Genomic DNA, 15,183 nt, shown 5'->3' on the forward strand with positions numbered 1-15,183 from the left:
AACATAACATGCCAGCTTTAAAAGAAATAGAACAATCACTCAATCATTTGTTCCAAATCAAAAAATATGGAAAAGATAGTGCCTTTAGTCGATTTATCCCATCTGTATATGATCCTATCCACTTTCCGTGGCAACAATTTTTCGAAACCAATTTTGTAGAGCTATTTAACGGTCTTATGATACGAGGAGCTGAAACTGTAAATAAAGTATTTTTAGCTGTTTTTCCTACAAATGACGTTCTTGAAACATTCATTTCACAGTCCACATCTGGTGATTTACTTTTTATGCACCACCCACTTGTAATGGAATGCGGTGATCCGCTTGGAAAATCAGGTCGTGGTTTTATTCCAATACCTGAAAAATATTTGCAAGCAATAAAAGAAAAACAACTTTCTATATATACATGTCACGGACCAATGGATATTCATCAAACGCATGGAACGAGCATTTCAATTGCAAAAGTCTTAGATGCTCACGTAGTTGACGGCTTTGCATATGAAGGCCCCGAACAAGAGCCAGTTGGCCTTATTTGTGAAATAGATGAAATATCAACAGAAGCACTCCAAAAGCGTCTCAAAAATCTCTTCCATATTCCTTATACAGACTTCGAAGGTAAACAACATGATTCTATCAAAAAAATTGCAATTATTGCAGGATGTGGTGATGTCGTGTCTCTCATGAAAGAAGCAGAAGCAAAAGGTGCTGAAGCATATATTACTGGGGAAATCCATTGCCATATCGACAATGATTACGGTAAACAGAAATACTCGCTCATTATGGATTACGTAAAAGAAACGAATATGTCACTCATCGGTGTATCACACTCTGCCTCTGAATATTTAGTGAAAGAAACATTGATGTATGATTGGTTTAAAGAGAATTTTGAAGTGGATGTTACTTTGGTTCCACAGGAAAAATGGTGGTTATAAATTTTTAAAGAGATAGCTAAATTAGCTATCTCTTTTTACTAAACTTAAAATAGAAAAAAATTCGATATACAATACACTTTCACCCTACTGTTAAAATCTAAACACACAATACAATCAACCACACAAAAATATAGAATTCCTAATATACATATAGTAGTTCTATTTTAAAAACTAGATTTTCAAAATATAGAAAGGAGAACATACATGTACCCACGTAATTGTTTTAGTTGCGATGGCAGACGCCCCAGTGGTTCTAACGGGAATACTGGACCCACTGGTAACACCGGATCTACCGGTATCACCGGACCCACTGGAAGCACTGGAAACACCGGCATCACCGGACCTACCGGCATCACTGGACCTTCTGGCATCACCGGACCTACCGGCATCACTGGGCCCACTGGAGCTACCGGCGCTACTGGGGGTACAGGAGCTGGCTTACAAAGTACTACCGCCTTTAGTCTTGCAGCCGCTCCCAACTATAAAGCCGGACAAGTTGTTACTTATACGAGCAGCGGCTATGTTGTAAAAAAGGATGCACCTCAAGGATTTCCTAATGTCTCTTCAGATTATATCGTATTAGTAGAAAGTGGGGCTACTGGACCCACTGGTATCACTGGATCTACCGGGAATACTGGGCCTGCCGGGATTACTGGATCTACCGGGAACACTGGACCTACTGGGAGTACCGGATCTACTGGCATCACTGGACCTGCTGGTAACACCGGATCTACCGGAAGCACTGGACCCACTGGTAACACTGGACCTGCCGGAAACACCGGATCTACCGGAAGCACCGGACCCACTGGAAGCACCGGCATCACCGGACCCACTGGCATCACTGGACCCACTGGTAACACTGGACCTGCCGGAAACACCGGATCTACCGGAAGCACCGGCATCACCGGACCCACTGGCTCCGCTGGTAGTTCTTCAGCAAAAAGTATTGTGTTCCAAGGAACAAATGCTGGTTTTCAACGTATAGCGGGTTCTCCTGGAATTGACTCTAATGTTATTCCATATGTCACGGCTGGATCTGGTAGTATAGTTGGTTTTGCTGCATCTATAAATGTAAATAACTTACCTGCTGCTGTTTATACGATTGATATTTGTAGGAATGTCCCCACAAACCTCACTGCCCCTATCTCTAGTTACATTCTAACTACTATTACTTTAACTACCACAGACAAAATTACCGGAACTATAGTATTTTCCATTAAACCGACAGATACTGGATCTGGACAAATTCAAGTATTTAATCCTACTCCGGCAGTAGGTCCCGCTACTGTAACTTGGACTAGTATTACAACTGGAAACCTCATTTCAAGAGGAGATGCTATATCCCTTTATATTAACCCTGGAATTACTACCAGTGCTGTATATTCTGTTTTTCTAATCACAAATATTTAGTTCTCTCTTAAAAATAATTTATTCAACAGAAAAAGCCTCAATAATTTAGGTCAACAACTAACAAACTCACTCTATATTACCACCATAAAAATACCCATATCTTAGATTCGCAATTATATATAATGCACCAATAGTGTAAACACTTCCGGATTTTTATTCACAAAAAAGGGAAATCACTCTCAAATAAATGATTTCCCTTTTTAAAATATATTTTTTATTGTATCGGCAACATAACCTTCACCGTCGTTCCAACCCCAACTTCACTTTCAAAACTCATTTTACCGTTGTGGTCTTTAATAATTTTTTCTGTAACTACTAAGCCTAAACCTGTTCCCGTTTCTTTCGTTGTGTAAAAGGCTTCATTTAGCTTCGGGATTTTGTCTTTTGGAATGCCGCAACCTTCATCCTTAACTTGAACAATGATTGCATCTTCTACAGTCACTTTAATCGTAATCGTTCCGCCAACTGACATTGCTTCAATCGCATTTTTAATTAAATTAAAAAACACTTGTTTTAATCGTTTTTCATCGCATGTAATCGATGGTATGTCTTTACTATAAATACCTTGTATGTGCACACCTTGATTTAAAGCAGGCTTCCCCATAACTCGAATAACATAAGCGATAATTTCTTCTATATTATGAACTTCTGATTCTATTGATTTAGATTTCTCAAATCCACTAAGTTCTGTAGCGATTGTATGAATTCGTTCTACTTCTTGTTTCATAATATCACTATATATTTTATCCTCTGGATATTTAACCGCTTGCTTATTTACAAATTTATCTAAATTAGCTAAAGGTCTTTTAATTTTGGAACCAATAACTGTAGCCATTTTCCCAACAGTTGCTAACTTTTCTGTTTGTTGTATTTCTTTATTCATCATCTCAAGCGTACGAACGTAAGATTGGAACCTTACAAACATAATCCAACATATGATAGTAAATACGCTATATAATGCCATCGGGATTAAAACGAGTGATGAGTGAATCATGATTCCTATAAGAGCATATTTTCCAACAAGTATGCTCGGAACTAACCAAAAATATCTTTTATTCACAAAAAGTGGGGCAAATAAAATAAAAAACCCTTCTACTATATTCCCACCATCAAACTCAGTATCACTACCGTAGTAAATCATAATATTATGGATAAAATCTAATAGATTATACCCAATTAGAATAATATACTTTACTGCAAATGGATTTTTCCATTTCATAAAGTATATTCCAATGCAAAATAAAACCACCATCAGAAAATAAAGCCATAAACCTAAACCATCTTCAAATTGTCCTACTCCTTCTTGCTCTCCTCCTATTAAAGGTACAATAAATTCGTAGGCAAGATCGTATACAAAAAATATAATGAAAAATAAACTTAAATATATTTTCAGCGCCTTCATTTCTTCATTTTTAAATATACCGTCTTTATTCATATGGTAACTCCTAGCTTTTCTCTCAATTGGATTTCATTATTTCCACACTTTTTTGGAAGAATAATATCTATTCTCGTTCCCTTATCTCTTTCACTTGAAATATGTAACGTACCAAGGTGTTCGTTGACAATTCGATCTGCTACCGTAAGTCCCAAACCAATTTTATCTTGTTTTGTTGTATAAAAAGCTTCTGTAACACGAGCCACATTCTCTTTCTTAATACCGTAACCATTATCGATTACACTTAGCATTACATAATCTTGTCCTTTATTTTCTAACCGTAACTCTAATGTGCCACCTTGCTCCATTGCCTCCAGAGCATTTTTTATGACATATAGAAAAACTCCTCGTATTTTCCGCTCATCACATTCAATTTCTATCATCTTTTCTTCGATATTAGAAATAAGCTGGATACTAGATTCATTCATTTTTTCTCGAAGAATTGCTACTGCTTGTAATGCAATTTCACCTATATTATGTTTTTTATAAATAGAGGGTTTACATGTAGCAACTTCCATCAATTCACTTATCATATTATTCATATTTTCTATTTCAAAAATCATCTGTTTATAAATAGGGTCCTCTTCATGCTTCTCTCGTTGTAATTGCGTAAACCCTTTCAATGAAGCAAGTGGATTTTTAATTTCATGTCCCACTGTCGCTGCCATTTTTCCGATTACTGCTAATTTTTGTGATTCACTAGCAATCTTAATACTTTCCTTTACCGCTGAAAGGTATTGTATAAATCGATTTAAAATGATGTATGCTGCTATTAATACGAGTGTATACATAATGAGGAACATAAATCCTTTTACTTCTTTTAATACAAATAAGTAAATTACATATTTCCCTACAATAGTTGAAAGTACAAACACAAAATATTTTTTATTTAAAAATATAGGTACAAAGAAGATAAGAATAATTTCTACTATATTTCCCCCATCAAATGCCGCCTCATTATAAAGCATATACGAAAATATGTTAGCAATTTCTATTCCTATGTATGCAAATACACATGCATATTTCACAAAATTCACTTTCTCTTTTTTTATTAAATATACATTTACACCGAGTATTGCAGTTCCGCAAATAACTTGCCATAGTATGCTATGTCCCTTATCCGTTAGTGATTTATTTTCTAATACGATTGCATAGAAAATTTGGTATGAAACAACAATGACGTATAGCACCCACAAAAAGATTTTGGCATTCCTTTCTTCTTCTTTATATGATAGAAAACTTTCCTTCACTTCAACACCCCTTCAACATAATATCTCTAAGAATACCATTTATTATAATAAATGATTTCCTTATACAAACAAAGATAAATCGAACATTTGAGGAAAATCATCCCAAAATCGTGATATTTTCAGACGATATGCAATCATAAAAATTATAAACAATAATACTTATATTATGTGGGAGAGATTTTATATAAGCGGCAAAAAATGAAGGAAAGCTTAGTGTCTTAATAGAACAAAATCATACGCTCCTCGCGTATGATTAGGAGGCTCATTCATGTTTGTTACCGTTGAAAAAGATGTGCATATTTTTGTGCAAGACGTTAATCCCGGTCCCGGTAGTAAAACCGTGTTCTTCGTCCATGGCTGGCCTTTAAATCATCAAATGTACCAATATCAGCTCAACGTGTTACCACAACACGGTTTCCGCTGCATCGCTATGGATATACGCGGAAATGGACAATCTGATAAACCATGGACTGGTTACACATACAATCGTTTAGCAGACGATATCGCCATCGTTTTAGAAGCACTTCAAGTCGAAAATGCTACATTAATTGGTTTCTCAGTAGGTGGTGCTCTTTCTATTCGGTACATGTCTCGCTATAATGGTCATCGTATTTCTAAACTTGTATTAGTCGATGCCGTTTCCCCCTCTTTCGTTAAAAATCAAGAATCTCCCTATGGTGTCCCAAAAGAACAAGCAGACACTCTCATTAATCAAATGTATGCCAATATGCCTAAATTTTTAAATGATGTATCTTTATCATTTTTTAATAGAAACTTAGGATCTGCTACGCTAGAATGGTTTTCTTATCTCGGTATGCAGTCTGCTTCTTATGCTCTCATCAAAATATTGCAAGCAGCCGCAAATGAAGATGTAACGAAAGACTTAAGTAAAATTAACGTGCCAACAAAAATATTCCACGGTATTCATGATCAACTTATCCCATACAAAAGCGCTGAACTTACGCAAAAGCGTATTAAAAATTCTCAGTTACATCCTCTCACAAATAGTGGTCACGGCTCTCCAATTGATCAAGCGGATGAATTAAACGAAGAACTTATAAAGTTTTTGCATTCATAAAAAACTATGCCAAATGTATCGATAGGAACGTAGTTTTTAAAAAGGTTAAAATTCACATATTTCTCACAAATCATTCGATAAAACGGTTACATTTTCATTTATACTAAATGTACAGGTAATACTCCCTAAACCCAGCTTGTCTGGTTACCCCGTTAAATACTATAAAAAAGAACTTGTATCGTTATACAAGTTCTTTTTGTTTCTTTTATCCCGCTTTAACGGGCAGTAAGACCCCCACCTCAAAATTCAGCAAAGCAAAGAAGTTAGGTGGGGGTCGGGCTGCCCATAAAAGTCCGATTGGTGAAGGCTAATAATCAGTGGGGGATGAAGAAAACCCCCACTGATTAAAGTTTCACTTTATTTAAAGAGGATATCTTTACTATATTGATTTCCAACAAGTAAATCATACTGAAGCATTTTATATTGCTCTAACATTTCTTTTTGTTTCTTTGTTAAATCATTGATTACTTCTCCATTTTTATCAACTTTTAATTCATCTCTAAGCACCGGTATTTCCTTGTAAAATCCCGATAAAAATTGATAAAATAAAGATTTATTTAATCCTGCATAATCAAAAATAAGATTAGAAAAATAAATTGGACTTACTACACCTAAATTATCATTTGGCATATCAAAGTTTGCGTACATTAATAGCGGCGTTTGGGCCATCGCTAAACGTTCGCTCGGTGTTTTTTCATTCGTTATATACCCATTCTCTTTATAAAAAGATTTATTTGTTCCTAATGATGGAAGATGATCTCCAAAGAATACTAATAATGTAGGTCTATCTAAATTATCTAGTTGCTCTATTAAATATTGAAGGGCCTCATCTGAACGTCTTAACCCTTCTGTATACGTTTCTAATTCTCCCTTTGATTCTTCATTTTCTAGCCCGCTAATTTCTATTAGGTTTTCACCAAATCGGCCCTCTGTAAATGGAAAATGATTTTGCATCGTAACTGCATGAATAAATGTAGGTTGTTTTTGTTTCTCTAACTCAGCAATTATCTCTTTACTCATCGCTAAATCACTAATATAATCTCCATCAACATCTACATTTTCCATCGTATCAGCTGCATTAAATTTATCAAATCCTAACACCTTATATACATCATCACGTTTAAAGAATGTGCGACCAAATGAATGAATTGCACTTGTGTAATACCCTTCTTTTTTCAACGCCGTAGGGATTGATGGAATTTCTTTCTTATTTGTAATAACCTGCTGATATGGTATAGAACCTGGCTTTAACAAACTCATTGAATAACTCGTTAATGCCTCAAATTCAACGTTCGCCGTATTTCCCCCAAATGTAGGAGAAATAGTTTGTCCACCAGGAAAGTTTTCTATATAATGATGTAAATTTGGTACAGGATCTTCACTAAAAGAAAGGTTAGTTGCTTTCGTCGGATCCCAAAACGATTCACTCATTACAAAAATAATATTCGGTTTCTCTTTTTTCTTTTGGCTCCCTATATTTCCACTATATTGTTTTTTTATATCGTTTGCTATTTGAAGCATATTTTCTTTAGAATAATTTTTGGGTTTTTCCATAACTGTTGTATCTAAATTGCTAATAAACCCAAGTACAAAACCATTTGAAGCATAGTTCTCATTTTGATCCCACAAAACAAAATCTACACCTGATTTTTGAAATACTTTATTCATAAATGTGTTCGCAAAATTACCGTACGCATATAGAACAAAAATAGAACCTACTACTAATAAGGCTCTTATTCCTAGATGAGTCTTTACATTTTGAATATACCTTCTCATATATATCCCTGCTACAATACAAGCCACGATACTTAAGATAATGACAAAAATATAACTCCAGCTAAAATAGTCCATCACCATCGGTATAACAGATTGCATATGCATAATTTGTGTGAAATCAGAAGGATACAGCGGATCACCTCTAAAAATAAGCTTTAAATAATTCACAATACCTAAAATGACTAACGTACAGCTCGTTAAAATCATACTTAGAAAAACCTTGCCTATTAAATTATAAACAAGAATGTATATTGCATAAATTACTACAAAACTTAATATAAACTGCATGTTATACAAGTAAATCCAATTCATTGCCTCTATGAAACTCATATTAACTTGCATGACAATATAAAATAACGCTACTGTATGAGCTAGTAAAAATAATACAAAATGCACTCGTAGGGATGCCCTAAGTGTAGACATCTCTTTTTTATTAAAATGTGAAATATAAAATGTTATGCCCCATATGAAAATCATCATAACAATTAAAACAAGATTTTGATTTAAATGAGCTTTCATTATGTCTAAATTAAAAACCTTTAAAAGCATAAACAGCATAGTTATTACTAATAAAATCACCATACTACTTATAATGCTAGAAATTAATATATTTCTTTTTGGAAGATCAAAAAGTGTAGAGCCATACTTCAATTCATTCCCTCGTTTCTATGTCTTAATTTCCCCCGCATCGAAAGAACTATTTCTATTAAAATAACATATATGACATATTTCGTCTGCATAGTTGATTCTATCATAAATGTATTGTCTTAATATTCCCTTAGTAAACAGTTAAATTATGGCATACAAATTACTCATTCTTGAAAAACTTAATTTCAGCATTCCACTTTATGATATAATAACTATGTTTTGGAAATCCTTAATACTATTAAAGATTTCACATGAAAATACGAAAGAATTAATAAAAAAGGAGTTGCTCATTTTTGCTTACTAAGTTTAAGAGTTTGCCTAAAGCGGTATATGCAATTTTGGCGCTTTCTTTCCTGTTGCACGTTTTTTGTTTAGTAAAACAGCCAGGATTAGATGGAGAGTTAGTCAAAGTAACATATGGTGCAAATGATGCCTTTAACTATTCGTTAACAGCTGAACAACTATTAAAACATGGTGTATTTGGTTATGTGTATTTAGAACCTAGTGAAGTTCCAGGGAAAAATGCATATATCACACCAGGTCAGCCATTACTATTAGCTGGCGCTATGATTATTTCTGATATTACATCAATTCCTTACTATTACGTAGCAACTGTTATTAACATGATTATGAACCTATGCACAGTGCTATTAGTATTCTTAATAGGAAAAGAATTGTTCGAAAAAAACATTTATGGAATTGTTGCAAGTATTTTATATGCTATTTATCCAAGTAACTATACATACTTCCGTACATTGCTAACAGAAGTTCCATCCATATTCTTATTAGCGTTATGTGTATATGTATTTGTTCTCGCATGGAAATACAATAAAGTGAAATTCCATATATGGTTTGGAATTGTCGTTTCAATTTTACTTATGTTCCGTCCAAATCCAGCTCCAATGATGCTCATTCCTGTTCTTGTTGTGTTATTTACATATGGATTTAAAGACTCCATTCGAATCGGATTGTTATGGTTTATCGGACCTTTCTTTATTATTGGTGCATGGGTTGTTCGTAACTATTTAGCACTCAACCAATTTATTTTATTCTCAACCCAAGGTGCTGATCCACTAATTGCGGGTGCTGATCCATTTAATAAAATTGGATATGAAAATATAGTAAATGAAATGAGAGCCAAAGGCTTAGATGACAAAGGGGCATACGCAAAAGAATTAATCAAGAACGGCTTTAAGACGGACTTCACTTATTGGTTCTCTTGGTTCACTGTCGGTAAAACAATTGAATTATTCAAAACAGCTCCTGCTGTAGACCAATACCGTATTCACAACTTTATGCAACTATGTCATAGAGTGTTTATCATCGGTACATTCTTGAGCAGCTTCTGCTTCATGCTAAATTCATTTAAACATAAACGCGTTATGATGCTAGTAGCAAGTTCTATTATTTACATTATCTTCTCAAACTTATTCTTAGCAATTAATCGCTATGGATTTTTCATTAATCCTCTTATGTGCTTAATTCTTGCATACGGATTAATTCACATTGTGCAGAAGCTTCCATTCTTCCGCACGAACCAAGCATAATAAGAAAGAGGTCGTCCAACGGTGGACGACCTCTTTCTTATTACCCCACACTTTGCACACAGCCAATTTGTCCATTCTGTAATCACACTTTAATTCCGTATGTATATGTTTCTGTATTTGTCAAAATATCTTTCACAATACTACTCACTACTTCACTTATAAATGCAAGTTTTTTACAACTATTACTATAACGAAAAGAACCCGCCACAAGACAGGTTCTTTTCGTTATTTTATGATAAAAGAAAAAATCATTAGCATGTGTATTATATAAAAGGAAACAGCCATATTTTCCATACGATACATACGAGTACAATAACTACAAAATCAAAAAAATCTAATCTCGGACCCTTTTTCATATTCATCTCTAGCCACATATGAATCCATTTTGTTTTTGTATATTTTTGGATGTTTTTCTTTGCAAATCGGTAAATGAGCACTTGCATAATAAAAAATCCGACTACGAAAATAAACAAGAAAATGAGAAAATCGACCACAAAATTCCTCCTTATTTTTGCAGCGATTTTTCTACTATATGATTTTTCAAAACCCACTCTTCAAATTGAGCACTTCCAAATTCCCAACTAAGATCACGAGCATGTACAGAAAAAACGTAATAGCCAGCATATTCGTCCATAAATTTACCCGTCTCGATCCCATCTTTCTGAAGACCATATGCTCCAAAATTAAAATATACATCCCACACGTCTTCATTCTTCCGTTTATAAGCAATCGATTCCATATCACATTCTGTTCCGAAATAGTCAAGATGTAAATGTACGCTATCATCATATTCGTACTCCATTTTATCACCCCTTATATTTGTACTTCTTTATCACCAAAAAAATTCCTGCTATCTACACTCACATGTGGGCACTTACCTACATATCATGCTTGTAGAGTGACTTCTAGGAGGTGTTATATAGTGAAAAAATTAATAGCTGTTTTTTGTATCATGTTACTAGCTGTCTTCACACTTGTTGCTTGCAGTAGTAAAAAAGAAGATACGAAAGAACAAACTCAAAATGTTCGAGTCGGCGAAGTTACCCACTCTCTCTTCTATGCCCCGTTATATGTCGGGATTGAAAAAGGATTTTTTAAAGATGAGGGATTACATGTTGACCTCCAAACAACAGCTGGAGGAGATAAAACGATGACTGCCTTATTATCTGGCGGGATTGATATTGCTCTCGTCGGTTCTGAAACGTCCATTTACGTTCATCAACAAGGCGCAAAAGACCCCGTCATTAACTTCGCACAACTTACACAAACAGATGGAACATTTTTAGTTTCGCGTCAAAAATTAGACTCTTTTAATTGGAATGACGTAAAAGGTGTTACGTTTTTAGGACAGCGTAAAGGCGGTATGCCGCAAATGGTTGGAGAATACGTTTTAAAGAAAAATGGCATTGACCCTCACAAAGATACAAACTTAATTCAAAACATCGAATTTGCTAATATTGCAAATGCCTACGCATCTGGTACGGGAGAATTTGTCCAGCTCTTTGAACCGACTGCAAGTATATTTGAAAAAGAAGGTAAAGGTTATATCGTCGCTTCGTTCGGAAATGAATCTGGTACTGTTCCGTATACATCGTTCATGGCAAAGGAAAGTTTCTTAAAGAAAGATAAAGCTGCTGCTGAAAAATTCACACGGGCGCTCTATAAAGCACAACAATGGGTTGATACTCATAGCCCAGAAGAAATTGCTGATGCCGTTTCTCCGGTATTTAAAGACACTTCAAAAGACATTACAGTAAAAGTAATTGAACGGTATAAAAAGCAACATTCTTATGCGACAAATCCGCTATTAGATACTGAAGAATGGAAACAGCTCCAAACGATTATGAAAGACGCTGGCGAATTACAAAAAGAAGTTCCACATGAAGCGCTCGTCAATACAAAAATTGCCGAGAGCGTTATTAAGAAATAGAGGCGAAGTGTATGAGCTTTTTACAAATACGTAACGTTTCTCACTGCTTTTTCGCAAAAGAGAATGCCAAATTGATTCTCGAAGATATGAGTTTACAAGTGGAAGAAGGCGAATTCATTTCGATACTCGGTCCAAGTGGTTGCGGCAAAACGACACTCCTCTCCATTATTGCCGGGCTGCTTGATCCAATTGAAGGTATCGTCTTTTTAGATGGTGAGCCCATTACAACGAAAACTTCATCTATGGGGTATATGTTGCAGCAAGACTACTTGTTCCCTTGGAAGACAATTGAAGAAAATATTATGCTTGGACTTCATATCCGAAACATTTACGATGAACAGACGAAAGAACATACTTTACAGCTTTTAAAGCAAGTCGGTCTACATGATGTAGAGCAGCAATACCCTCGTGAACTATCCGGTGGTATGCGTCAACGTGCCGCCCTCGTTCGAACATTAGCGACCGATCCAAAAATTTTATTGCTAGATGAACCTTTTTCGGCGCTCGATTATCAAACGAAATTGAAACTAGAAGATCTCGTTTTCAGCTTACTACACAAATATAAGAAAACTTCACTACTCGTGACGCATGATATTGAAGAAGCAATTGCGATGAGTGATCGTATTTATTTACTACAAGCGAATCCCGGAAAAATTGCAAAAACATTTATCGTCCCAGAAAGCATCCGTTCCTTATCACCGTTAGAATCACGCCACCACCATGACTTCCCATCCCTCTTCCAAAATATATGGAAGGAGTTGGAGCGCCTTGGATAATATAAAGCAACTACATGAACAATTTCGGAAAAAAGAACGCAGGCGCGCATGGTTAGCACGCTCTTTGCAGTTTTTACTGCTCATTCTTTTCTTTGCACTATGGGAAATCGCTAGCAAAAAAGAATGGATTGATCCTTTACTCTTTAGCTCTCCTTCAAGCATTTGGGATCTCTTCCTTAATAAATGGATGGACGGTTCGCTTTGGGTCCACATATGGACGACATTACTTGAAACGGGAGTAGGCTTCATTCTTGGAACAGTGCTCGGAGCCATTATCGCTACTTTCCTTTGGTGGATACCACTTCTCGCCCGCGTACTTGATCCATATCTCGTCGTCCTAAACGCCATGCCAAAAGTGGCACTTGGGCCAATTATCATTGTAATCTTCGGTCCAAATATTTCTTCGTCAATTGCAATGGGGGTAATCATTTCCATCATCATTACCATTCTCGTTATTTACAGCGCATTCCAAGAAGTCGATTCTAACTATATAAAAGTGATGGACACATTTGGTGCAAATAAATGGCAATGTTATAAACAAGTCGTTCTCCCTGCATCTTTCCCAGCCATTATTTCAACGTTAAAAGTGAACGTTGGTTTATCATGGGTCGGTGTTATATTCGGCGAACTTCTCGTCTCTAAACAAGGTCTTGGCTACTTAATTAGCTACGGATTCCAAGTATTTAATTTCACACTTGTCTTACTAAGCGTACTACTCACATGCGTCCTCGCAACACTTATGTATGTGTTTGTTGAGGCATTTGAAAAACTTCTAATTGGGAAACGAAAAAGAAGCTGACTTAGAGCGATAGACTATAGTCAGCTTCTTTCTTTTACTTTTTATCACACATCTTTGTTTCATTTTTAACGTTTCCATCCGCAACCGTAACTGTATGGAAACAATCTTTCACACGTACTGTAACGACATTATCTTTTCGATCTATCACATGATAATCATTAAACTTTTTATCCAATGCACTACGAATTTGCTCCCCTTCAAAAATCGGAAAACCGTGAGACATTACCCAAATGAGACCAGCGACAGCAAGAATCGTTTTCATACGTTTCATTACCTCCTCGAGAGTAAACTTATAGTCCCTATAACACGCGCATTATAATTGTGTCTAAATTGTGACATTTTTATACTAATTCTATTTTATAATGGTAGTTCCTTCTTCTTTTTAATAAAAATACAGAATTTTCAATTTTATCAACATAAAAAACGTAAAGAACTACAATTCTTTACGTTTTCTTAGCTAACATATATAACCCGCATTAGTTTCCACTTCGTTGTTCTATCGTTTTCGAAACATCATATAATCCTGCCAACACTTCCGCCCTCATTTTTACAAGCTCAGGGAATTGATAGAAAAAGGCAATTTTTTTATACTTTAACTCCGATCCTTCTTTCACCTTTTTTGAATCTTGCAAAATAAATGCTGTAAATGTATCTGCAATATCTTCTGCTACATTTGTCGTTCCATACTGTGAGACAAACTCATCATGTTTTTCTTTAAAAAATTCAATTTGCGTTTCTTCACTTTCTTCTACTTTCTTTTCTGTCCACTCCTGCTCAATAGGCTTCCAGAAAGAATTATAAAATTGATTGATATAAGAGTTTTCCTCCGCACATCCCTCTTGTAAGAAAAGATTGCCGCATTTATTTCGGTACGTCGAAATATCTTTATCCTCTTCAAAATCCTTTACATAGTTTTCATCTACTGGTATTTGCTTATGCCCGAGCGTTAACACGTGAGCCGTCTCATGAATTAATGTTTTCATCACTTCATCAATATTTACCGCAGAATCAAGCGTATCTAAGCTAAGAGTCCATTCTTTCGGATTCTCTATACTAGGCATAACGTGAGCAACAACACCGTCATAACCATCCGTTATTAGATCAAATTCTGTTATATTCCCGCGATATTTAGCTGGAATGAGCGTGCGATACATATCCCACAAGTCTTCATGATACCCTCTATCTTGACGTTGTTGTAGCACCTCTTCTTTCGCTTCTTTCTCTTCAGCAAATACTTTATTTAAACGTTTCCGTTCTATTTTTTCAAAATAAGGATCTACAATTTCATCACCATCAATATAATAAGAAGCTAAAAAGAAATAATTTTCATCATCATCTTCTTTTTTCTGCTCTGCCTCTTTCATATCCGCACTTTCATGCTCTTCTATTTCATAATCTTCTACTGCTTCAAGCTCAGATAATCCATCTATTTTTTCATATACTTTTTGAAGTTTCTTATCTCCTATTTCCACACATTCTTCGTCTGTTTTACACACTTCTTTTTCTTTCACACTCTTCATAGAACTTTCACACCCTGCTAGTAAGCCGATTGCAACGATAACCCCTACTAACTTGCCATACAGTCTCTTCATACATTCCTCCATC

At 35.3% G+C, this 15,183-nt stretch carries 15 protein-coding genes and 1 pseudogene; 7 read left to right on the forward strand and 9 right to left on the reverse strand.

Annotation, left to right across the window (positions count from 1 at the left end; genetic code table 11):
* Positions 1 to 8: 8 nt before the first annotated feature.
* Positions 9 to 929, forward strand: coding sequence for a Nif3-like dinuclear metal center hexameric protein (locus tag ACTFR9_RS22890; RefSeq protein WP_229136273.1), 921 nt, complete (start codon positions 9 to 11; stop codon positions 927 to 929).
* A gap of 179 nt (positions 930 to 1,108) precedes the next feature.
* Here the strand turns inward: ACTFR9_RS22890 and ACTFR9_RS22895 are convergent, their stop codons facing one another.
* A complete protein-coding gene (locus ACTFR9_RS22895) occupies positions 1,109 to 1,282 on the reverse strand; it encodes a hypothetical protein (RefSeq protein WP_411266968.1) in 174 nt (57 codons plus the stop codon).
* Positions 1,283 to 1,316: 34 nt separating this feature from the next.
* On the opposite strand from ACTFR9_RS22895, the gene ACTFR9_RS22900 reads away from it, so the two are divergent.
* Positions 1,317 to 2,339: a collagen-like protein gene (locus ACTFR9_RS22900; protein ID WP_433767642.1), complete on the forward strand. Its 1,023-nt coding sequence runs from the start codon at positions 1,317 to 1,319 to the stop codon at positions 2,337 to 2,339.
* 214 nt (positions 2,340 to 2,553) lie between these two features.
* On the opposite strand, the gene ACTFR9_RS22905 is transcribed toward ACTFR9_RS22900, so the two are convergent.
* Positions 2,554 to 3,774, reverse strand: a complete 1,221-nt coding sequence (locus tag ACTFR9_RS22905) for an ATP-binding protein (protein ID WP_061185179.1) — start codon at positions 3,772 to 3,774, stop codon at positions 2,554 to 2,556.
* Positions 3,771 to 5,024 carry an ATP-binding protein gene (locus tag ACTFR9_RS22910; protein ID WP_229136274.1) on the reverse strand — a complete coding sequence of 418 codons (1,254 nt, stop codon included), beginning with the start codon at positions 5,022 to 5,024 and terminating at the stop codon, positions 3,771 to 3,773. The genes ACTFR9_RS22905 and ACTFR9_RS22910 overlap by 4 nt, the downstream gene beginning before the upstream one ends.
* Positions 5,025 to 5,292: 268 nt before the next feature.
* Here ACTFR9_RS22910 and ACTFR9_RS22915 point away from each other — a divergent pair, with 268 nt between their 5' ends.
* Complete coding sequence (locus ACTFR9_RS22915; RefSeq protein WP_000498295.1) at positions 5,293 to 6,102, forward strand: alpha/beta fold hydrolase; 810 nt, start codon at positions 5,293 to 5,295, stop codon at positions 6,100 to 6,102.
* A gap of 357 nt (positions 6,103 to 6,459) precedes the next feature.
* Here the strand turns inward: ACTFR9_RS22915 and ACTFR9_RS22920 are convergent, their stop codons facing one another.
* Positions 6,460 to 8,529, reverse strand: a complete 2,070-nt coding sequence (locus tag ACTFR9_RS22920) for an LTA synthase family protein (protein ID WP_229136275.1) — start codon at positions 8,527 to 8,529, stop codon at positions 6,460 to 6,462.
* A gap of 290 nt (positions 8,530 to 8,819) precedes the next feature.
* On the opposite strand from ACTFR9_RS22920, the gene ACTFR9_RS22925 reads away from it, so the two are divergent.
* A complete protein-coding gene (locus tag ACTFR9_RS22925) occupies positions 8,820 to 10,073 on the forward strand; it encodes a glycosyltransferase family 39 protein (protein ID WP_000956217.1) in 1,254 nt (417 codons plus the stop codon).
* Positions 10,074 to 10,155: 82 nt separating this feature from the next.
* On the opposite strand, the pseudogene ACTFR9_RS22930 reads toward ACTFR9_RS22925, so the two are convergent.
* The 3 genes and pseudogenes from ACTFR9_RS22930 to ACTFR9_RS22940 form a co-directional block, all read right to left on the reverse strand.
* Positions 10,156 to 10,230, reverse strand: a pseudogene (locus tag ACTFR9_RS22930) (YwbE family protein); the annotation flags it as partial.
* A 106-nt stretch (positions 10,231 to 10,336) separates the two neighbouring features.
* Complete coding sequence (locus ACTFR9_RS22935) at positions 10,337 to 10,567, reverse strand: hypothetical protein (protein WP_000227427.1); 231 nt, start codon at positions 10,565 to 10,567, stop codon at positions 10,337 to 10,339.
* An 11-nt stretch (positions 10,568 to 10,578) separates the two neighbouring features.
* Entirely contained in the window at positions 10,579 to 10,875 is a 297-nt protein-coding gene (locus tag ACTFR9_RS22940; RefSeq protein ID WP_000455572.1) for a DUF3986 family protein, read from the reverse strand.
* Positions 10,876 to 10,995: 120 nt separating this feature from the next.
* On the opposite strand from ACTFR9_RS22940, the gene ACTFR9_RS22945 reads away from it, so the two are divergent.
* From ACTFR9_RS22945 to ACTFR9_RS22955, 3 genes are read left to right on the forward strand one after another with little or no spacing between them, the layout of a single operon-like run.
* A complete protein-coding gene (locus ACTFR9_RS22945) occupies positions 10,996 to 12,003 on the forward strand; it encodes an ABC transporter substrate-binding protein (RefSeq protein WP_139303299.1) in 1,008 nt (335 codons plus the stop codon).
* A gap of 11 nt (positions 12,004 to 12,014) precedes the next feature.
* Entirely contained in the window at positions 12,015 to 12,779 is a 765-nt protein-coding gene (locus ACTFR9_RS22950) for an ABC transporter ATP-binding protein (RefSeq protein ID WP_000009047.1), read from the forward strand.
* A complete protein-coding gene (locus ACTFR9_RS22955) occupies positions 12,772 to 13,578 on the forward strand; it encodes an ABC transporter permease (RefSeq protein WP_061536601.1) in 807 nt (268 codons plus the stop codon). The genes ACTFR9_RS22950 and ACTFR9_RS22955 overlap by 8 nt, the downstream gene beginning before the upstream one ends.
* Before the next feature lie 34 nt (positions 13,579 to 13,612).
* Here the strand turns inward: ACTFR9_RS22955 and ACTFR9_RS22960 are convergent, their stop codons facing one another.
* Positions 13,613 to 13,840, reverse strand: coding sequence for a hypothetical protein (locus ACTFR9_RS22960; protein ID WP_000849109.1), 228 nt, complete (start codon positions 13,838 to 13,840; stop codon positions 13,613 to 13,615).
* A gap of 214 nt (positions 13,841 to 14,054) precedes the next feature.
* Entirely contained in the window at positions 14,055 to 15,170 is a 1,116-nt protein-coding gene (locus ACTFR9_RS22965) for a recombinase family protein (protein ID WP_214328367.1), read from the reverse strand.
* Positions 15,171 to 15,183 lie beyond the last annotated feature (13 nt).

Source organism: Bacillus cereus group sp. MYBK222-1 (genome assembly GCF_051916425.1).
Taxonomy (GTDB): Bacteria; Bacillota; Bacilli; order Bacillales; family Bacillaceae_G; genus Bacillus_A; species Bacillus_A paranthracis.

Excerpts from the sequence above, each read along its gene's own strand:
- ACTFR9_RS22890 (WP_229136273.1), top strand. The coding sequence starts at position 9 with ATGCCAGCTTTAAAAGAAATAGAACAATCACTCAATCATTTGTTCCAA.
- ACTFR9_RS22895 (WP_411266968.1), bottom strand. The coding sequence starts at position 1,282 with ATGCCGGTAGGTCCGGTGATGCCGGTGTTTCCAGTGCTTCCAGTGGGT.
- ACTFR9_RS22905 (WP_061185179.1), bottom strand. The coding sequence starts at position 3,774 with ATGAATAAAGACGGTATATTTAAAAATGAAGAAATGAAGGCGCTGAAA.
- ACTFR9_RS22915 (WP_000498295.1), top strand. The coding sequence starts at position 5,293 with ATGTTTGTTACCGTTGAAAAAGATGTGCATATTTTTGTGCAAGACGTT.
- ACTFR9_RS22940 (WP_000455572.1), bottom strand. The coding sequence starts at position 10,875 with ATGGAGTACGAATATGATGATAGCGTACATTTACATCTTGACTATTTC.
- ACTFR9_RS22950 (WP_000009047.1), top strand. The coding sequence starts at position 12,015 with ATGAGCTTTTTACAAATACGTAACGTTTCTCACTGCTTTTTCGCAAAA.
- ACTFR9_RS22960 (WP_000849109.1), bottom strand. The coding sequence starts at position 13,840 with ATGAAAACGATTCTTGCTGTCGCTGGTCTCATTTGGGTAATGTCTCAC.
- ACTFR9_RS22965 (WP_214328367.1), bottom strand. The coding sequence starts at position 15,170 with ATGAAGAGACTGTATGGCAAGTTAGTAGGGGTTATCGTTGCAATCGGC.